Origin of the sequence: Pedobacter antarcticus, assembly GCF_900112985.1 — a bacterium.
Lineage (GTDB): Bacteria > Bacteroidota > Bacteroidia > Sphingobacteriales > Sphingobacteriaceae > Pedobacter > Pedobacter antarcticus.
This window is the reverse complement of sequence record NZ_FONS01000002.1, coordinates 303,192-322,914: the sequence shown is the minus strand read 5'-3', so window position 1 is coordinate 322,914 and position 19,723 is coordinate 303,192. Positions and strand designations below refer to the sequence as shown.

Sequence of the window (19,723 nt, the reverse complement as noted above, 5' to 3'; positions counted from 1 at the left end):
ATATAAAAATATAGTCTATCTTTCACCAACCTGCTGCCTCCACATCGCGTAGTAAAGACCTTTTTCCTCCAGTAGATCTTCATGCTTCCCCTGCTCGATGATATGCCCTTTTTCAAGTACATAAATGCGGTCGGCATGCAGAATAGTTGACAAACGGTGTGCTATGAGGATTGTAATATGATTGGTCAGGTCAGAAACTTCTCTTATGGTCGCTGTAATCTCTTCCTCTGTCAATGAATCCAAAGAAGAAGTAGCTTCGTCAAAAACGAGAATATCCGGTCTACGCAATAAAGCCCGGGCAATTGAAAGTCTTTGCTTCTCTCCACCGGAAACTTTTACACCACCTTCTCCGATCACTGTATCTAGTCCCTTATCTGCACGGGCTAGCAATCGTTCACAGGATGCCTGTTCCAGGACACGAAGACATTCAGCGTCTGTAGCACCAGGGCGAACAAATTGTAGATTTTCGCGGATCGTTCCAGAAAACAACTGTGTATCCTGGGTTACGAATCCAATTTTTTCACGCAGCTGATCAAGATCAATCTGATGGCTTGAGATTCCATTATAAAGCACATCGCCTTCAATTGGCTGATAAAGACCTACAAGCAATTTAACGAGCGTAGTTTTACCTGATCCTGATGGTCCGACAAAGGCAATTGTTTCTTTCTCACTAACTTTAAAGCTTACATTACTCAAGGCATTTCCCTGTCCGGTAAGGTGTTTAAAACTCAGTCCGGAAAACTCCAATGTGCGCACCTGCTCTATTTTTTCTGGATGAAGAGGTTTCACATCCACGGGAGTGCTCAGGATAGACTTAAATCTATTTAAAGACACTTCGGCCTCCCTCCAGGTCAGAATCACGTTACCGAGCTCCTGCAATGGTCCGAAAAGGAAAAACGAATAGAACAGGAAAGAAAAGTACTGTCCGGCTGAAATGGTATTTTCAAAAATAAGAATTAATAACACGACAACCATAGCACTCCGTACGAGATTAACTGTAGTTCCCTGCACAAAGCTCATACTTCTAACGTATTTTACCTTGCGAAGCTCCAGACCGAGTATTTTATAAGTTGTCTTATTTAACCGTTCAATCTCCTGACTGGCCAGGCCTAAACTTTTAACCAGTTCAATGTTTCGCAGAGATTCTGTAGTTGATCCTGCCAGTGCTGTTGTCTCTGCAACAATATCCCGCTGGATAACTTTAATCTTACGGCTCAGGAACCAACTGACGAAACTGATAACCGGTATGGCCAGAAAATAGATAAGTGTCACTTTATAACTAACAGTCACTGAGTAAACGATTACAAAAACCATCCCGATCAGGCTGACAAACAGAATACTGATAAAAGAAGTTATAAATTTTTCACTGTCTTGTCGTACCTTTTGCAGAATACCTAATGTTTCTCCACTACGCTGGTCTTCAAAGACCTGATAAGGTAACTCAAGGCTATGTTTTAGTCCGTCAGAATACATTTGAGCACCAACTTTCTGAACAATCACGCTGGTAAAATAATCCTGAAAGTTTTTAGCTATCCTTGATACCATTGCTGCGCCGACGCCCAAACCAACCAGTCCCAGAACACCCCAGACAAACTCACTGCGTTCCAATACGTCTTTTTTCTCGATGAAGCGATCGACTATACGGCCTGTAATGTAGGGATCAAGTAAGGAGAAGCCAATATTGATAGCCGCAAGTAACAAAGCCATGGCGACAATCCATTTATAATTTTTTAGATATTGAAGTAATAAATTCATGAGTATAATAAAAAAGGGCCTGTTATAATAGCGTTATCTGGTTTGAATGAGCGGAAGCAAAATGGTTATGCTGATATGCCGAACAGGAATCTGGCAAAAATAAACAAAGGGAATATAGCTTCAGCCATATTCCCTTTTAATTACGTTCAGATTATATTACAATTAAACGGTCATAATATCTTTTTCTTTCAGTTCTGCGTGTTTGTCAACTTTGATAATATATTGATCTGTAATCTTCTGGACTTCTGCCTCACCTGTTTTGATCTCATCATCAGAAACGCTTTCGCCTTTCAACTTTTTGATTTTCTCATTCGCATCTTTACGAATATTCCTTACCGTGATCCTGCCGCGTTCAGCTTCTTCTTTAACCTTTTTAACGAGGTCTCTTCTACGTTCTTCTGTCAATGGAGGAACAACCAGACGAATCACGATACCATCATTCTGAGGGTTGATACCGATATTGGCTTCCATAATAGCTCTTTCAATCGGTACTAAAAGTGATTTTTCCCAAGGCTGTACTAATATGGTTCTTGCATCCGGTGTAGTAATACTGGAAACTTGGGCAAGAGCCGTAGCGGCACCATAATAGTCTACATTAATACCTTCCAGCATTCCAGCGGAAGCTTTTCCTGCACGGATCTTCGTTAGTTCATACTCACAATGGGTGATAGCTTTATCCATTGTAGCCTGGGCATCTTGTAATTGTTTCTTTATGAGGTCATTCATAATATGTGCTGTTTGTCAAAAATATATGATCGTGAACTAGGCTTTTACCAGCGTTCCGATTTCTTCTCCCTGTGCGATTTTCATGAAATTACCGGTTTTATTCATATCGAAAACGATAATCGGCAACTGATTCTCTTCGCAAAGTGTAATAGCAGTCATGTCCATTACATTTAATCCTTTGGAATAAACTTCTTTGAAGCTGATTGTACTGTAACGGGTTGCAGTTGGATCTTTTTCCGGATCTGCAGTATAAATACCGTCAACCCTTGTTCCTTTTAGCACCGCATCAGCTTTAATTTCAATCGCTCTCAAAGCTGCCGCCGAATCTGTAGTAAAATAAGGATTACCAGTACCTGCGCCAAAAATGACAATACGTCCTTTTTCCAGGTGGCGTACAGCTCTTCTGCGAATAAAAGGCTCGCAAATCTGCTCCATTTTAATTGCAGTCAGTAATCTTGTTTTTAATCCTACCTTCTCCAATGCATCCTGAAGTGCCATACTGTTAATTACTGTCGCCAGCATTCCCATATAATCAGCCTGTGCACGATCCATTCCGGATTTTTCTGCGCTTAGTCCTCTGAAAATATTACCTCCGCCAATGACGATTGCAATTTCCAGACCCTGGGCATGTACAGCTTTAATATCTTCTGCGTATTGTTTTACACGCTCATTATCAATACCATATTGCTTCTCGCCCATCAGCGATTCGCCGCTTAACTTCAGTAGGATCCTTTTATATTTCATGACTCCAAAAATAACTATTTGTTTCAATTATACAGGATCAAATTGCAAACCTTTGATAAATACCTGCTTTAAATTCAAATCATCATCCAGCAACACGAAGCTTGCGAGCTGTCCTTTCGCTATCATACCGTAATCAGATGACAGTCCCATTAACTTTGCTGGCAGCTCAGTGGCCATTTTCAGCGCTTCCGGTAAAGGAATATCACACCTATTTACACAATTAGAAACTGCGTCCAGTAATGTGATATTAGATCCGGAGATTGTACCTTCTGGTGTGGTATAGCGGCTTCCTCTTAACTGATGCTGGTATGGCCCTACATTACATGCCGTAACTGCATCAGTAATTAAAAATAGTCTTCCCTGCATCAATCTATACGCGAGTTTCACAATGTTAAAGTCTACATGTGCACCATCAGCAATTATACTCGCCATTGCAGTTGGATGTAATAATACTGCAGAAGGCAGGTTTGGACTCCTGTGGTGAATTGAAGGCATTGCATTGAACAGATGAGTCGTTGTCTTGAAACCCGCTGCATATGCATCATTAGCTTGCTCAAAAGTGGCATCACTATGTCCCAGTGAAAGAACTATGCCCTGTTCAAGCAGATAATCGATAACAGATTTGTCTTGCAGTTCATACGCAACTGTCATCATCTTTACTACTTCTTCAGATCCGCCGATCAGTTCCCGGACCTCGTCCAGCGTAGCGGGATGTACATATTCTGCGACATGGGCGCCAAGCCTGGCTGGATTAAGAAAGGGGCCTTCGAGATGTAAGCCCAGAAATCCACGGGCTCTCGGCATATATATTTTTGCTGCGGCAATTGCTTCCCGGACTATTTCTGGCGAATTAGTTGCGACGCAAACCAGGAAACCTACGGTTCCTTTGGCAGCAAGGTCATCGTCCATTTGCTTTAAGGTCTCAACCGTCGGAAAGGCCGAGAAAAGGTTTCCACCGCTGCCATAGATCTGAAGGTCAAGAAACCCAGGAGCAAGTAATGCCCCACCAGCGTCGTAAACCTCATATTCTTCAGGAATGGATCCGGTTATCACCTCTTTTATGCGCCCATCGGAGAGAAGCAGCACAGCATCGATTTGGAGTTTACCCTGCGTATAAAATTTCGAATTTTGTATAGCCAGCATTATCAGCGCAGTTAATGGCAGTACATCCTGCCGGATTAAATATATCGCTAAAATTTCTTATGCTGGTAAGCGGAAACAAAAAAGAGGGTACCCATTTTCAGGATACCCTCTTTTTTTTGATCTATGGTGAAGGAACTATGATCCTAATTGAACACGCTTAAATGCGATAACAGTTAAATCTTTAGCTGTGTCATTTAAGAATTTACGTACATCTTTAGATGAATCTTTAACAAATTCCTGGTTTAACAAAGTGTTATCTTTGTAGAACTTGTTCAATTTACCAGCAGCAATTTTTTCTACCATTTCTTCTGGTTTACCTTCTGCGCGAATCTGGTCTTTTGCAATTTCCATTTCACGTTCGATAGTACGGGTATCAACATCAGCCTTATCTAAAGCAACCGGGTTCATTGCAGCGATTTGCATTGCTACATCTTTACCAGCTTCTTCAATACCAGCTACATCCTGATTTAAAGCAACTAATACACCTAAACGGTAGTTACCGTGGATGTAAGAGATAACTCTCTCACCAGTTACAGTCTCATATTTAGAGATACCGATTTTTTCACCGATTTTACCAGTGTTCTCGATAATGATTTCAGAAACTTTCTGACCATCAATTTCTAAAGCTAATAAGTCTTCCAGTGAAGCAGGATTGTTTTCAATAGCCAGGTCAGTGAATTTGTTAGCTAAAGCGATGAAATCAGCATTTTTAGCCACGAAATCAGTTTCGCAGTTTAATTCAACAACAACACCACGCTTTCCGTCTGCTGTAGCTTTTGCGATAACAACACCTTCATTAGATTCACGATCCTGACGGCTCGCTGCAACTTTAGCACCTTTTTTACGTAAGTAATCAACAGCAGCTTCGAAATCGCCATTGGCCTCTATTAATGCTTTTTTGCAATCCATCATACCGGCACCGGTTTGTTGGCGTAATTTGTTTACATCTGCTGCAGAAATTTGTACTGACATTTTATTTTCTTTTAAGTTTTTTATCTAAAAAAAATGATGGGTTGTACGTTGACAGTTGTAAGAATCTTCCCGCAACGTACAACATACAACCCAACACTATATTATTTAAGCTTCGCTTGAACCTTCTTCAGTTTCAGCGTTTTCTTTTCTAGCTCTTCTTGCGCCAGGTGCAGCAGTTTCAGGAGCATCAGCAGCAGCTTTAGCAGCTACAGCTTCTTTTTCAGCTTCATCATCTTTTTCACGTTTACGCTCATCTAAACCTTCTTCAATTGCTTTGATGATTACATCAGTAATTAAAGAGATAGATTTAGTTGCATCATCATTCGCCGGGATAGGAAAATCGATGTTCGAAGGATCAGAGTTAGTATCAACCATTGCGAAAGTAGGGATGTTTAATTTCAACGCCTCGCTAACAGCAATGTGTTCTTTTTTAACGTCAATTAAGAAAATCGCAGCTGGTAAACGGTTTAAATCCGCAATACCACCTAATAAACTTTCTAATTTAATACGCTCGCGCTGAATCATCAGACGCTCTTTCTTAGAAAGAATAGCGTAAGTACCGTCTTTAGTCATCTTATCGATGTTAGACATCTTTTTGATCGACTTACGTACAGTCTGGAAGTTAGTTAACATACCACCTAACCAACGTTCAGTAACGAAAGGCATGTTTACTTTTTTAGCCTGATCAGCAACGATTTCTTTAGCTTGTTTCTTAGTCGCTACAAATAAGATCTTACGACCTGATTTTACGATCTGTTTGATCGCTGAAGCAGCTTCTTCAGTTTTAGTTAAAGTTTTGTTTAAATCTATGATGTGAATACCATTGCGTTCCATAAAAATATATGGTGCCATTTTGGGATTCCATTTGCGGGTAAGGTGACCAAAGTGTACACCTGCATCCAATAAGTCTTGATATGTTGTTCTTGCCATTGTCTTTGTCCTCCTTGAGATTAACGTTTACTGAATTGGAACTTCTTACGAGCTTTCTTACGTCCTGGTTTCTTACGCTCAACCATACGCATATCACGGGTCATTAACCCTTTAGCACGTAATGCTGGTTTCTTTTCAGCATCTAACTCAACAATAGCTTTAGCGATAGCTAAACGAACAGCTTCGGCCTGGCCTTTAATACCACCTCCTGCTACGTTCACTTTAACATCATACTGACCGATAAGTTCTGAAACTTCAAAACTTTGGTTTACAATATATTGTAAAGGTAATGTAGGGAAATATTCTTTATGATCTTTACTGTTAACAGTAATAGTACCGTTGCCTTCTTTCATGTAGATTCGCGCAACAGCAGTTTTTCTTCTTCCTGAAGTATTAGTAACTGACATTTCTTTCTTCCTTTAATTAAAGTGTAATGGTTTTTGGTGATTGTGCTGCATGAGGATGCTCAGTACCTGCATAAACAAAAAGGTTGGTGTATAATTTAGCACCAAGTTTTGTTTTAGGTAACATACCACGAACGGCTTTCTCGATTACACGCGTAGGGTGCTTCGCCATTAACTCTTTTGGAGAAATGAAACGTTGACCACCTGGATATCCAGTGTATGAAACATATTCTTTGTTTTCGAATTTATTTCCTGTCAACTTAACCTTGTCTGCATTGATAACGATAACATTATCACCGCAGTCTACGTGTGGGGTATACTCAGGCTTGTTTTTACCACGGATGATCATAGCGATCTTCGATGACAAGCGCCCCAAAATCTCGCCTTGTGCATCAACAACAACCCACTGTTTGTTAACAGTTTTAGCATTGGCAGAGACAGTTTTGTAACTTAACGTATTCACTTGCTTGTATTTAATTTGTTAAACAATTATTTATTCCCCCTAAGATTTAGGGACTGCAAAGATAGATTAATATGTTTAATTGTCAAACAGTTAATCACTTTTTTTTGAATATTGATTAAATCCTGAAATAAGCAGCTGGGCGATGATCGTTACGGCAAAGACGATCGTAGCCGCAGAAAGCAGGATAAGCGGCCTGTCCAGATAGTCTTCAGCTACCGCAGCATATAAAGAAGTTAAGGTGTTAAAAGCGGTATAAACAGCATAACTTATTGACCCCAAAGCAACTGCGACGCTAACCCACCGATTGCCGGACACCCCTGATTCAAGCCAGCGCAAGACCAGCCAGTTGGATACGATTACAGCAATTACCCCTGAAGTTATCCAGTAGCTGCTGTTCTGCAGGTATTCCATAAAATAGAACACTGCAAAGAAAATATTAAAATAAGATAGCAGCTTTAGCATACAGTATATACTGAATTAGAATAATTACGGATTTAAAAGCTAAATTAAACGAACCTTTTGCAACACTTATTGTTATTAGGTTTATTAAACAGGAATTGAGTAAAAAACGAAGTTATGACTAAAGAAACGAAAATAGTTGCAGGCGTCCTTGCCGGAGCAGCACTTGGAGCAGCAGTAGCATTAATTTTATCTTCCGATAAAGGTGAAGACGTGAAAGATCAGCTTGCAGATTGGTTTTGTGATTTGCTGGACTCTTCAAAAGATAAACTGGCTGACGTTGCCGACAGTGTAAAAGACAAACTGGCGAAAGTTAAAGCTTAGCCGCCTGCAGGTATGCTAGTCAAGAACAGGCATACCTGCAGTTCAAAACAATTTATCGGTACTATTTCAAATCCGCTCAATTGCGGCAGTCATCTTCATGACATCAGATGCAACAGGCATTCTTCAACCAAACTACCCCTTATTTATAATGAACATAGCTTTTCACGGCGCCGCGCGTACCGTCACAGGAAGTAAACACCTGATCAGTTTAATTTCCGGCACAAAAATTTTATTAGACTGCGGACTATTTCAGGGCATGGGCGAAAGCACCGAAAAACTAAATTCCTATTTTGGATTTAAGCCGTCTGAAATTAACTTCGTAATCCTTTCACATGCCCATATAGATCACTGCGGCCTGCTTCCGCGACTCGTTGCAGAAGGTTTTAAGGGAAATATCTTTAGTACGGCAGCGACGATGGATCTAGCCAGAATACTGTTGATGGATTCGGCAAAAATTCACACACAGGACGCTGAATACGCTAACCGTAAATTAAGTGCCGGCGAAGATCCCCAAGAACCTTTATATACAGAAGAAGACGTCGTAGAAACTATTGGCAGATTTAAAGTCGTTGATTACAACCATCCATTTGACATCAGTCCTGAAGTTAATATACTTTTCACTGATGCAGGTCATATTGTAGGTAGCGCAGCAGTACATCTTAAACTAAACGAAAATGGCAAGACAACCAGCTTAACATTCAGCGGAGATGTCGGCCGCTATACTGACTTACTTTTAAAGAGCCCGCAGACTTTTCCTCAAGCCGATTATATTCTGATGGAATCTACTTACGGTGACTCCCTTCACAAGGATCTTGAACCCACTGATAATATTTTGCTTGAAATTATCCGTCAGACCTGTATCATCAAAAAAGGAAAGGTTATTATACCCGCATTCAGTGTCGGCCGCACACAGGAAATCCTGTATGCATTAAATGGCCTGGAGCTAAAGAACCAACTTCCGGACATTCCATATTATGTTGACAGTCCGCTTTCCCTACAGGCCACACAGGTACTAAAAAATCACCCTGAGGTTTACAACAATGGTGTAAAAGAGGTAATGAAGGTAGATGCCGATCCATTTAGTTTTAAAGGACTAAAATTTATTGAAAGCGTTCAGGAATCCAAGGCACTTAATAATGATAACCGTCCTTGTGTTATTATATCGGCATCCGGAATGGCAGAAGGTGGCCGGGTTAGGCATCATATCCGTAATACGGTCAGTAATAACAAAAACACGATTCTCCTGGTTGGTTACTGCGCGCCGGAGTCCCTGGGCGGAGAACTGCTGGCAGGAAACAAAAGTGTCTATCTCTTCCGCGAAAACTATCAGGTACAAGCCGAGATTCGATCTATTCGCTCCATGAGTGCACATGGAGATTATGAAGATTTGCTTCAGTTTCTTTCCTGTCAGGATCCCGCTGCTGTTAAACGCCTATTCCTTGTACACGGAGAATATGAAGTACAACAGCATTTTGCGCAGAAACTCAAAGACAAGGGATTCAAGCAGGTGTCAATACCAGAATACCATCAACAATTCGATTTATAAATAAATCCGCCTATGGCATATACATTCAATTTCCTGGGCCATCCGGTCCCCGCTTTTGTTCAGAATATTTTACTCGCTCTCGCAGCTATTATCTTTGGTTTAATCCTGAAATGGATTATCAGCAGGTTCTTTAGCATCTTTTCCCGACTATGGGCTTCCTTTCAGGTTCGTTCTATTGTTCGCCACCTGAACGGGCCTGCTCAGATCTTTCTTCCTTTGATACTCCTGAATACTGCGGTTAGTCTGATGACCCTTTCGCAGGATACCCGGGCCCAGCTCAGCAGAGCTATGGAAATTGCACTGACCATTATGGTCTCCCTGATCTTGATAAGAATTATCAAGATACTGGAAGATGTATTCTACCATAAATACGACCTGAATAAAGAAGATAACCTGAAGGAGCGGAAAATCCGTACACAATTACAGTTTATCAGGAAGTTTGTCATCACATTGATTATCCTGGTTACTGTATCTATCATTCTACTGAGTTTTGAGAGCATGCGTAAAATAGGTACGGGGCTGCTAACCGGAGTAGGTATCGGTGGAATTATTATAGGTTTTGCCGCACAGAAGTCACTGGGGAATTTACTTGCAGGATTTCAGATTGCATTTACCCAACCCATCCGGATTGACGATGTACTGATTGTAGAAGGAGAATGGGGTCGTGTGGAGGAAATCACGTTAACATATGTCGTTGTAAGTATCTGGGATCAGCGCAGGCTTGTGCTTCCCATTACCTATTTCATAGAAAAACCCTTTCAAAACTGGACCCGGGTTTCAGCCGAACTACTCGGTACCGTTTTCTTGTACCTTGATTATACCATCCCGATCCCACCTTTAAGAACCGAACTCACCCGGTTATTAAGCAGTAACCCTCTTTGGGATAAACGCGTAAATGTTGTACAGATTACCGATAACAAAGAAGACACTGTGGAGGTTCGTTTTCTGATGAGCGCAAGAAACTCTTCCCAGGCTTTTGACCTGCGCTGCTATGTTCGTGAAGAAATGATTGCATTTATACGCAACAATTATCCGCAGTGCCTGCCAAAAACACGATTAGAATACCAGGGAAGAAGTCCGCAATCCACAGGCGAGTTTTCCAACAGAACGGATATTTAGGTAAATTGCGCCATGGATGTTTTTGGAAATGCATTAAATGATCAGTTTAAGACTGGTCAGCCTGAGATACTCTGGCTTAATAATTCTTATGATGAACCCGAAGAAATGCCGGTGGATATCTTCTTCCGTAAAGAAGACGAGATGCCGGATATCGAGCTGGAAGCAATGGACCTATGCGAAGGAAGAGTACTTGATGTAGGTGGGGGAGCGGGCAGTCACAGCCTGATCCTGCAGGAAAGGGGCTTTGATGTAATTGCATTGGATATTTCTGATACGGCAGTAGAAATCATGAAAAGTAGAGGTTTAAAACAAGTCGTAAAGGCAGATATTTATACCTATAGCGGTGAGAAATTCGATACTCTTCTTTTCCTGATGAATGGCATTGGGCTAACCGGAACACTAGAAGGCTTCAGACGGTTTCTCGAACATGCGAAAACACTGTTAAACGAAGATGGTCAATTACTTTTCGACAGTTCCGACATCAGTTACCTCTATGAAGAAATGGAGAAACCAACCGATAAATATTTTGGAGAAGTGAGCTACCAGTATGCTTACCGCGGAGAAACCGGAGAGTGGTTCAACTGGCTGTATATAGACCCTTTTACCCTTAAAAAGATTGCAAAAGAATGCGGCTGGGAGTGCCATTTATTATTCGACACCGGAGAAGACCAATATCTTGCAGAGATGCGCATATCGAGATCTTAAAACACCTGTCCTATTATAAGCCCCCCTTTAAAACATCCAGCCGAAAGCAGCATCAATAAAGGGGGGGGGCTGTTTTTTAACTTTTTTCTTCCCAGATCTGGGCAAGATTAATAATGGTCTGTACCGCTTTCTCCATATCCTGAACAGAGGCCCATTCCATCCTTCCATGAAAGGCATGTTCTCCTGCAAATATATTTGGACAAGGCAGTCCCATCAGCGAGAGCCTGGATCCATCAGTTCCTCCACGGATACTTTGTTTTTTGACAGTTACTCCTGCCCTTTCTATGGCCAGTGCACCGTATTCAAGCACATGAGGATATTCATCAAGCACCTTTTTCATATTACGATATTGAGTTTTAATCTCCAGCTCATATGCGGAGCCGGGATAATACTGCATAACTTCTTTAACGATATTTTCCAGTTCGTTACCATGGGCTGCAAGCTGTTCATCATCAAAATCCCTGATAATAAAATGTGCCTCGGCCTGCTCAACACTTCCTGAAACCTGTACAGGATGAATAAACCCTTCTTTTTGTGAAGTAGATTCCGGACTAAGTCTATCCTTAGGCAAAGCATGAAGAATATCCCCCAGAATTTTAATCGCACTCTCCATTTTTCCCTTTGCAAAACCCGGGTGTGCACTAATACCCTGAATCTTTAATACTGCTCCATCAGCAGAGAACGTTTCATCTTCAATAGAACCACAGGTCTCCCCATCTATTGTATAAGCAAAGTCGGCACCTAATTTCTGCAGATCTGCATGATCTACACCTCGTCCGATTTCCTCATCTGGCGTGAACAGAATTTTAATGGTCCCGTGTTTAACTTCAGGGTTGGCAATGAGGAAAGCCGCAGCCTCCATAATTTCTGCTACACCGGCTTTATTATCTGCACCCAAAAGCGTTGTTCCGCTCGCCGTGATAATATCATTGCCGATCTGATCCTTCAGGTCTCTGTGTTCAGACATACGGAGTACAACAGAAGGATCATCGGGAAGGATCAGATCCTGACCCTGATAATTGGTATGAATGATCGGTTTAACTTCGAATCCACTGCAATCAGGTGAAGTATCCATATGCGAGCAGAAACAAATAACGGGAACGTCTTTAATTGTGTTCGAAGGAATAGTGGCATATACATAGCCATATTCATCCAGATGTGCATCGGCGATCCCCATTGCTTTTAACTCAGTAACAAGCAGGCTTCCCAGATTCTTCTGTTTAGCAGTAGAAGGCACCGTAACAGAGGAAGCATCAGATTGCGTATCTATTTTGACATATGCTGCAAACCTATTTTGCAAAGATTTAGCTGTGTTCTGATATTTTAACATAATTTTAAAAAGATTAAGCTAGTTCGATTGATATAAAACCACCAGATCGAACCCGCGATAAAGGTAATAGTTAACGCTGAAAAGATTCTTATGATGTTGAACAAACACATTTATCCTCAGCAATTGCTATTTTGCAGCAAAAATAATAATCAATCTGTTTCTATGAACGAGTATCTTCAACAGACACCTGTAGCTTCCATCATCTTTCTGTTTACAATAGCCACAAGCATTTACGCCTTTAATGACCAGGCCCTATATGGCCGCTTTATGCTGCACCCCTACAGTGTTTACCGCAGAAGTAACATCTACACATTGATAACCAGCGGACTGATTCACGGGAGCTGGATGCACCTGATTTTTAACATGTTCACCTTTTTCTTTTTTGCTTTTGCACTGGAAAGTACGATAGGCAGTCTCAGATTTGGTGTAATTTATATCGTAGGGTTAATTCTGAGTGACATACCATCTGTACTGAAGCATAAAGACGATTATCATTACCATAGCCTGGGCGCATCGGGAGCTATCTCGGCAGTACTTTTTAGTTATATCATGTTCTATCCCTTAACCACCCTCATGATTTTCCCATTACCTATTCCAATCTGGGCGGTATTATTTGGCGTACTTTATCTGGTTTACTGTTACTATATGGCCAGAAACTCCACAGACCACATTAATCATGACGCACACATGTTCGGTGCGATCACGGGTGTCGTGTTAACTATTATTTTAGTTCCCGGTATTGTTCCTCACTTTATAGGGCAGTTGATTGGCCGTTTCGGTTAACCTGCAGCCGGTAAAGACGGCGGATTAAAATAGCTGGTTGGCGCGTTCGGATCTTTACGGATTTCCATCAGCAGGTTTCCCCAGGGTTTCCAGAAATTCTCGAGCACCTGTGCATAAGTTTTATGCTGCCAAACATCGAAAAGGGATTTATTAATCGTTCCGCGAAGTGGCATTGCATCGATATAAACAGCCCCTTCCACTTCCATTACTGTATATTCCGGAAGACGGTTAAAAAGATATGCCGAATAAAAAAAGCGGGCGCAGAGTTCTTCAAACTGTTGTTCTGAGAGCTTTTGTCCCTTAATCTGCTCCAGAATTTCTGCATGGTATTTTTGGTTGGTACCATTATCCTGCAGACAGGCAATGATCCCAAAATCTTTCATTTTCAAAGAAAAGGTAAGTGTGTTTATCTCATCACGGAAACTAAAATGAGTTCCTGTCTCCTGTAATGGCACGACAACTATAGACCAGGGGCAAAAGTTTTCGAAAACAACCTCCCGGAAAATCCCCTGAACCATGGTCTGTAGATTCCCGAACTTGTGCATAAGTCCCTGAGACATATTCAGGCCATCGCTACTCAGTTGCTGTAGCTTTACCGCCGCATTCATTTCAATATAAACCAAGCTATACAGAAACTTACCGATCCACCGGAACAGATCTGTCTGATCCAGCTTGGAAACACCTGCATAACCATTTTCAAATGCGGCTTCCACTTTCTGCTCGAGTGGAAATATCGCTTTCAGTAATAGGTCTTCACTCACCGGAACTTTAAGCGTGTTATAGGAACGGATAGACTCATCCAATAATTGGATCTGCTCTTCACCAGTAATTCCGGCCAGCTTCAAGAGCCAGTCAGGCAGCACATTTACCTGAACAACAGGCACATCAGCTGACTGTCCGCTTAAAAAGCAGTTTTCATATTTAAAATCGAAATTTTTGAAAGGATTATAGAGTGTAGCAGCCATATTGACCACAATATTAGGGATATTATTTTTACATTCGGAGCGACACCCATATTTTAACTTTACGATTACCAAAGAAATGCAGGCATCCCATATTTCCTTTGAACTGAAACTTAAACATCCCTTTACGATCTCCGGGTTTAGCAGAACAAGTACGCCTTTACTTCTCCTTAAATTAACATCAGAAGGAACTGACGGTTATGGCGAAGCATCTATGGTCCCTTACTTTGGTGAAACTTATACCAGCGCAACACAATTACTGGCCCGAGTAGACTGGACCAGATTTACCGCTCCTTTTAATTTCCCTGAGATCATTGCTTACCTCGATGATCTGGAAGCAGGCCACCCTGCGGTTAAAGCAGCCATTGACATTGCATTACACGACCTGCAAGGTAAGCTGACAGGAAAACCATGTTATGAAGTATACCACGCCGACCCGGCAAAAATGCCCGTCACATCGTACACCATTGGCATAGACAAACCAGAAGTAATTCTGGAGAAAATTGCCGGTGCAAAAGAATTTAAAGTATTAAAAGTCAAACTCGGTTCTGCAGATGACCGGGCGCTCATCCGCACCATTCGTTCGGTAAGTTCTCTGCCTTTATATGTCGATGCGAACCAGGGCTGGACCAACCGCAAAGAGGCTATAGATTTAATTTATTGGCTGCATGACCAGGGCGTAGTATTGATAGAGCAACCTATGGATAAAAATAATCATGATGGAAACGCCTGGCTCACGGGACGAAGCCCTATTCCTATACTAGCCGATGAAGCCGTACAACGCCTTGGCGATATAGATCGCATTAAAGGAGCATATCATGGCATTAATATTAAACTGATGAAATGCGGAGGGATGTACGAAGCTGCAGCGATGATCAGCAAGGCCAGAAAACTGGGGATGAAAGTAATGATTGGCTGTATGAGTGAAACTTCCATTGCCACTCAAGCTGCAATGGCACTGGCACCTTTATGCAACTGGTCAGATCTGGACGGTCCGTTTCTGACGGTCAATAATCCCTTCGAAAGACCGTTGTTAGAAAAAGGCAGATATGTATTAGAGAACCTTCCAGGCCTGGGCCTGAAAGGTATACCATCTACTTTGTTTCTTTCTTAACACTGGATTTATAAAGCTCTTCTTTTTCTTTAATAGCTTTTTTAACCTCTTTTACGAGGTTAATTTTTAGATATAAAAAGAACCCTGCCGTGGCTATAAGCAAAGCTATAACAGGATAATTACTATTCTCTATTGCCCATTTCAGACCAAGCACAGAGACTACAATTCCAATGGTATAGAAAGTATTTAATGCGATTTGTTTCTTCATTTCTAGTAAACTGGCATTTCCGGATCAAAAGCTGCCTGCCAGGCAAGGATCCCGCCTTTTAAGTTATATAAATTAGTAAAACCATGCATCTGCTCCAGTTGCATTACAGCTGCTGCACTGCGTTTCCCACTTCTGCATTGCATAATAACCGGTTTGTCGGTGGCAATTTTATCTGTCTCAATTAAGATTCCGCCTAAAGGAATATTCAGGCCATCCAGATTGGAAGTCTCGTATTCAAATGTTTCCCTGACATCGATCAGCTGAAAATCCTCATTATTATCGATTTTATCTTTCAGTTCCTGTACACTAATTTCTTTCATGATATTTATTTTAATGTTCATGAAGCTTGCATAAGCTTACAAGGTCAAATATAAAGTTTATCTGCGGTTATCCTGACAGACGTCAGTCAAAATTTAAGGAATGCACAAGTCAGCTGTAACAACTCAGTTTTACAGGCGTTTAATAGTTTTTTATTATTTAAATTAATACGATGGAATCACTGTCTCGTTTTTTCTGGTTCTGCTCCGGAGTACATCAGCAAACACTTCAAAAGTATCCTACAGAACACCAGAAATATGTTGGTATCGGGGCCACTATCTTTTTCACTGCCCTTTTTGCAGCGCTCTCCGGCGGGTATGCCATGTACTTTGTCTTTAAGGGCGATTCTTTCGCTGTTTTGTTTGCCTTGTTTTTTGGCATAATCTGGGGCCTGGCCATCTTCAATATGGACCGGTATATCGTGTCCAGTATCAATAAAAGCGGATCGGCTTTCAAACAAACAATACAGGCTTTACCGAGGATCTTGCTGGCCGTTATGATTGGCCTTGTAATCTCCCGCCCGCTGGAACTTAAAATCTTTGATAAAGAGATCCGGGAGCGTCTTAAGGTCAGTTATTTGAATAATCAGCGCGCCAAGATTGATACGCTTAATAAAACTTTCCAGAAAAAGTACGAGCTGGAATTTCGTCAGCTACAGCAGAATTCGGCCTTACAGGACTCGCTCACATCTGGCATTCAGCAAGATCGCAAGAAACTGAATTTCGAAGTTTTCGGCACCAAAACGCAGGAAACATCCGGACAGATGGGTTATGGTCCTTATGCAAAAAGAAAGGAAGCAGAGCTACAGCAAAGACAGCGTGAGCTGGATTCTGTCCAGTCAGCTGTTCAAAAACTTCAGGGCTTTATGGATGACCGGAAACAGTTTGACGGAATGCGGACAGAGAAACTATTTACTGGTAAAGAATTGGATAGCCTGGCATCTATTGCCGGGTTTGCCGACCGCAACTGGGCACTAGGACGGTTAAGCTTCAATACTGACGGAACGAAAGACGAAAATACCGCCCTGGCTGTGACTTTCATTGGATTACTGTTTATCTTCTTTGAATGTCTGCCGGTATTTGTTAAATTGATGAGTGCGACAGGACCGTATGATAAGGCTATCAAGAATCTGGAAGACAGCCAGGTACACGAGTCTAACAAAAAAAGAGAATTTGAAATTGCGGTAACAGATGGAGTTCAGGATACCAAAATAGCCAGCGTAACTGCGCAAAAGAAACAATTCTGGAATGAATATCCTGCCAAATAGCCTGATTTTATTGCTTAACTTTATATTGATGAAACATTTAATTTACCCCCTCATTTTACTGCTGGCGGGCCCGCCGGCTATCGCACAGGATATCGACAAGATTATCACCAAACCTTATGTAGACAGGCTGATCAAAACATTGAGCAGCGATGAAATGCAGGGACGTGCAACTTTCAGCCCTGGTATTGATAAAGCGGCGAGTTTTATTGAAAAAGAGTTTAAAGAAATAGGACTTCAGCCTCTTCAGGGTGAGAAAGGATACCGCCAGACATTTTACAAATACCAGGTAAAACCCTTAAGCAGTGATGTAACTGTAAACGGAGCGAAAGTAGCCTCGGAAAACATTCTTGTTGTCGGCAATCAGGCTGCAGAAAATAAGTTCAGCAATGCGAACAGTGACGCTGCGATTTCCCTTGATCCGGCAAAACCGTTCCGCGAACAATACCGGGCGCTGGCACGCAGTAAAAAAAGACAACTGATTTTGGTTGATCCGAAGTTTAAGGCCGAATTCAAACAGTTACAGGACTATGCTGGCAGAGGAACAAACCTGGATGAGAAAGATCTACAGGGCGACAATCCTGCAGCACTGGTTTTTGTGCTTACTCCTGAAACCGCAGTAAAAGAATTTAGCGTCTCCCTGCGTAGCAGCGTCAAAAAAATGGAGTTATTCAACGTTGGCGGTATAATTCCGGGTAAATCCAAAGCTGCCGAACTAGTTATCTTTTCCGGCCATTATGATCACCTGGGAATAATCCCTTCATCGGTTGCCGGGCAGGATAGCATTGCTAATGGTGCAGATGACGATGCTTCGGGCACTACAGCTATGATCGCGCTGGCCAAATACTATAAAAAGCTAAATAATAACGAACGTACGCTGATTTTTGTCGCTTTCACTGCCGAAGAAATTGGTGGATACGGCGCTTCCCATTTCTCTAAACAACTGAACCCGGATCATGTGGTAGCGATGTTTAACATTGAGATGATAGGTAAAGAAAGTAAATTCGGAAAACATACCGCATTTATCACCGGTTATGAAAAATCAGATTTCGGAAAGATCCTGCAAAAAAACCTGAAAGGTACAGAATTCACTTTCCACCCTGATCCTTATACAGAGCAGAATCTTTTCTACAGGAGTGACAATGCAACATTAGCAGCATTAGGTGTACCGGCACATACGATCAGTACCGACCAGATTGATATAGATAAGCTGTATCATACCGTTAAGGACGAGTATAGCTCCTTGGATGTCGATAATATCCTCTTTACCATTAAGGCAATTGCCAAAAGTGCAATCAGTATTGTGAACGGTCAGGATACCCCGACCAGAATTCCTAAACTGGTTCAGTAATTTTATAAAGGCAGAGCCATTACATAATCATTCATCTGGAAACCGTTGCCAATTTCAATGTCAACGGTTTCTTTGATTTTAAAGCCAGCCTTTTCATAGAAAGCCTTGGCATTATTATCCCGGTTAACATTCAGCTCAAGGCTTTTCGCTCCTGCATCTATCGCTTTGTCGCGGACTTCATTAATCAGGAATTTACCAAGTCCCAGCCCATGAGCTTCCGGCAATACATATAATTTATGAAGCTTCACAATCCCTTTCTCAGGGTCGGTAGTGGAATAGGATGCAAAAGCAAGGTCTTTACCCTGTTCATGTGCAATGATGAATATATGCCCCTGCATCAGCTGCTCTTTTAAAGCACCCAGGGTATAAAACTTCCCGAGCATATAGTCAACCTGCTCCTGCCCGATTAGATGTGCGTAAGTCGGACCGTAAGTGATAGTTCCGATATTGGCTATAACAGGCAGATCTTCTTCTCTGGCTATTCTTAAAGTAATCATAAATATTCTGTCAAAAACAAAAATTCAGTCGCAAAAGTAAAGGCTACAAAACCATCTTCAACGACTTTGAAAACACGTTCGTCCTCCTGTCTCAAATTTGTCGCCTCGAAATAAGACACGACATTGATCAGAAACACACTTCCTGCAGGTTTCCATATACTGAACCCTGTTTTAACTGCATATGACTTCTCTTCAGGCGTAAACAGCACAATATTGATCCGGTCTATGTAAAAGGCCAGATCCGCAAGATCCTTGTCGGTATCAATCACATTGACCGCTGGATACTTTTCGGAAATCAGGTAATTCATTACCGTATTATATTCATCACCGGGTCCGATAATAGATTTTGTATTCTCTTGCACGGCAATCCCTTCCAGGGTATTCAGCACAACATCCACTTTGAGCCCCAGACTCAGGACTTTTTCATAGACGGCTCCGTTGACAATGAGCGTTGGGCTCCATTCCAGTAACTGGCCCAGGTATTCTTCACTAAAATTTCCCAGCTCATGAATATACAGTGCCGGTTCTTGTTTTTCTCTGACGATATGATGCGATGACATACTGCTAAGTTATTAATGATTCCCGAATCTGCTTAATTTTTAAAAT

Annotated in this window: 23 protein-coding genes; 8 read left to right on the top strand and 15 right to left on the bottom strand. The window is 41.6% G+C overall.

The genetic code is table 11. The annotated features are described in order from the left end of the window. Window positions 1–15: 15 nt before the first annotated feature. The 9 genes from BM192_RS06440 to BM192_RS06400 form a co-directional block, all read right to left on the bottom strand. Window positions 16–1,755, bottom strand: a complete 1,740-nt coding sequence (locus tag BM192_RS06440) for an ABC transporter ATP-binding protein (RefSeq protein WP_037438062.1) — start codon at window positions 1,753–1,755, stop codon at window positions 16–18. 162 nt (window positions 1,756–1,917) lie between these two features. Continuing rightward, a complete protein-coding gene (gene frr, locus BM192_RS06435; protein ID WP_037438063.1) occupies window positions 1,918–2,481 on the bottom strand; it encodes a ribosome recycling factor in 564 nt (187 codons plus the stop codon). Window positions 2,482–2,517: 36 nt separating this feature from the next. After that, window positions 2,518–3,225, bottom strand: coding sequence for a UMP kinase (gene pyrH / locus BM192_RS06430; RefSeq protein WP_037438064.1), 708 nt, complete (start codon window positions 3,223–3,225; stop codon window positions 2,518–2,520). A 27-nt stretch (window positions 3,226–3,252) separates the two neighbouring features. Further along, complete coding sequence (gene nagA, locus BM192_RS06425; protein ID WP_037438066.1) at window positions 3,253–4,368, bottom strand: N-acetylglucosamine-6-phosphate deacetylase; 1,116 nt, start codon at window positions 4,366–4,368, stop codon at window positions 3,253–3,255. 135 nt (window positions 4,369–4,503) lie between these two features. Next, complete coding sequence (gene tsf, locus BM192_RS06420; protein ID WP_037438067.1) at window positions 4,504–5,340, bottom strand: translation elongation factor Ts; 837 nt, start codon at window positions 5,338–5,340, stop codon at window positions 4,504–4,506. 105 nt (window positions 5,341–5,445) lie between these two features. Continuing rightward, window positions 5,446–6,270, bottom strand: a complete 825-nt coding sequence (rpsB, locus tag BM192_RS06415) for a 30S ribosomal protein S2 (RefSeq protein ID WP_037438068.1) — start codon at window positions 6,268–6,270, stop codon at window positions 5,446–5,448. Between the two features lie 20 nt (window positions 6,271–6,290). Then, the gene (gene rpsI / locus BM192_RS06410; RefSeq protein ID WP_037438070.1) at window positions 6,291–6,677 is read right to left on the bottom strand and encodes a 30S ribosomal protein S9; all 387 of its coding nucleotides are present in this window, start codon (window positions 6,675–6,677) and stop codon (window positions 6,291–6,293) included. Between the two features lie 16 nt (window positions 6,678–6,693). Then, on the bottom strand, window positions 6,694–7,137 hold the full coding sequence (gene rplM, locus BM192_RS06405; RefSeq protein ID WP_037438071.1) for a 50S ribosomal protein L13: 444 nt from the start codon (window positions 7,135–7,137) through the stop codon (window positions 6,694–6,696). A gap of 90 nt (window positions 7,138–7,227) precedes the next feature. Then, a complete protein-coding gene (locus BM192_RS06400) occupies window positions 7,228–7,599 on the bottom strand; it encodes a hypothetical protein (protein WP_037438072.1) in 372 nt (123 codons plus the stop codon). 114 nt (window positions 7,600–7,713) lie between these two features. Between BM192_RS06400 and BM192_RS06395 the strand changes: the two genes are divergently transcribed. The 4 genes from BM192_RS06395 to BM192_RS06380 all read left to right on the top strand — a co-directional run bounded on the left by BM192_RS06395 (window position 7,714) and on the right by BM192_RS06380 (window position 11,290). Then, a complete protein-coding gene (locus BM192_RS06395; protein WP_037438073.1) occupies window positions 7,714–7,920 on the top strand; it encodes a YtxH domain-containing protein in 207 nt (68 codons plus the stop codon). 148 nt (window positions 7,921–8,068) lie between these two features. Continuing rightward, window positions 8,069–9,466 (top strand): MBL fold metallo-hydrolase RNA specificity domain-containing protein, encoded by a 1,398-nt coding sequence (locus BM192_RS06390; RefSeq protein ID WP_037438074.1) that lies wholly within the window; start codon window positions 8,069–8,071, stop codon window positions 9,464–9,466. Window positions 9,467–9,478: 12 nt separating this feature from the next. Further along, window positions 9,479–10,585, top strand: coding sequence for a mechanosensitive ion channel family protein (locus tag BM192_RS06385; protein WP_051759527.1), 1,107 nt, complete (start codon window positions 9,479–9,481; stop codon window positions 10,583–10,585). A gap of 12 nt (window positions 10,586–10,597) precedes the next feature. Further along, the gene (locus tag BM192_RS06380) at window positions 10,598–11,290 is read left to right on the top strand and encodes a class I SAM-dependent methyltransferase (protein WP_037438075.1); all 693 of its coding nucleotides are present in this window, start codon (window positions 10,598–10,600) and stop codon (window positions 11,288–11,290) included. A gap of 76 nt (window positions 11,291–11,366) precedes the next feature. On the opposite strand, the gene pepT is transcribed toward BM192_RS06380, so the two are convergent. After that, on the bottom strand, window positions 11,367–12,620 hold the full coding sequence (gene pepT, locus BM192_RS06375) for a peptidase T (RefSeq protein ID WP_037438077.1): 1,254 nt from the start codon (window positions 12,618–12,620) through the stop codon (window positions 11,367–11,369). 162 nt (window positions 12,621–12,782) lie between these two features. On the opposite strand from pepT, the gene BM192_RS06370 reads away from it, so the two are divergent. After that, the gene (locus BM192_RS06370; RefSeq protein ID WP_074591508.1) at window positions 12,783–13,403 is read left to right on the top strand and encodes a rhomboid family intramembrane serine protease; all 621 of its coding nucleotides are present in this window, start codon (window positions 12,783–12,785) and stop codon (window positions 13,401–13,403) included. On the opposite strand, the gene BM192_RS06365 is transcribed toward BM192_RS06370, so the two are convergent. Beyond that, entirely contained in the window at window positions 13,400–14,368 is a 969-nt protein-coding gene (locus BM192_RS06365; protein ID WP_074963933.1) for a hypothetical protein, read from the bottom strand. The two genes, BM192_RS06370 and BM192_RS06365, sit on opposite strands and share 4 nt — an antisense overlap. A 76-nt stretch (window positions 14,369–14,444) precedes the next feature. Here BM192_RS06365 and BM192_RS06360 point away from each other — a divergent pair, with 76 nt between their 5' ends. Next, a complete protein-coding gene (locus BM192_RS06360) occupies window positions 14,445–15,479 on the top strand; it encodes a dipeptide epimerase (RefSeq protein ID WP_037438078.1) in 1,035 nt (344 codons plus the stop codon). Here BM192_RS06360 and BM192_RS06355 read toward each other — a convergent pair. Together BM192_RS06355 and BM192_RS06350 are read right to left on the bottom strand one after the other, a co-directional pair. Next, window positions 15,460–15,687: a DUF6358 family protein gene (locus BM192_RS06355; protein WP_074591513.1), complete on the bottom strand. Its 228-nt coding sequence runs from the start codon at window positions 15,685–15,687 to the stop codon at window positions 15,460–15,462. The two genes, BM192_RS06360 and BM192_RS06355, sit on opposite strands and share 20 nt — an antisense overlap. A 2-nt stretch (window positions 15,688–15,689) precedes the next feature. Continuing rightward, window positions 15,690–16,007, bottom strand: a complete 318-nt coding sequence (locus tag BM192_RS06350; RefSeq protein WP_037438099.1) for a rhodanese-like domain-containing protein — start codon at window positions 16,005–16,007, stop codon at window positions 15,690–15,692. A 170-nt stretch (window positions 16,008–16,177) separates the two neighbouring features. On the opposite strand from BM192_RS06350, the gene BM192_RS06345 reads away from it, so the two are divergent. Continuing rightward, window positions 16,178–17,272, top strand: a complete 1,095-nt coding sequence (locus tag BM192_RS06345; protein ID WP_037438079.1) for a DUF4407 domain-containing protein — start codon at window positions 16,178–16,180, stop codon at window positions 17,270–17,272. A 28-nt stretch (window positions 17,273–17,300) separates the two neighbouring features. Continuing rightward, window positions 17,301–18,620 (top strand): M20/M25/M40 family metallo-hydrolase, encoded by a 1,320-nt coding sequence (locus BM192_RS06340; RefSeq protein WP_037438100.1) that lies wholly within the window; start codon window positions 17,301–17,303, stop codon window positions 18,618–18,620. 2 nt (window positions 18,621–18,622) lie between these two features. On the opposite strand, the gene BM192_RS06335 is transcribed toward BM192_RS06340, so the two are convergent. Together BM192_RS06335 and BM192_RS06330 are read right to left on the bottom strand one after the other, a co-directional pair. After that, window positions 18,623–19,117: a GNAT family N-acetyltransferase gene (locus BM192_RS06335; protein ID WP_037438080.1), complete on the bottom strand. Its 495-nt coding sequence runs from the start codon at window positions 19,115–19,117 to the stop codon at window positions 18,623–18,625. Further along, window positions 19,114–19,677 (bottom strand): hypothetical protein, encoded by a 564-nt coding sequence (locus BM192_RS06330; RefSeq protein ID WP_037438082.1) that lies wholly within the window; start codon window positions 19,675–19,677, stop codon window positions 19,114–19,116. Before BM192_RS06330 ends, BM192_RS06335 begins: the two co-directional genes overlap by 4 nt. Window positions 19,678–19,723 lie beyond the last annotated feature (46 nt).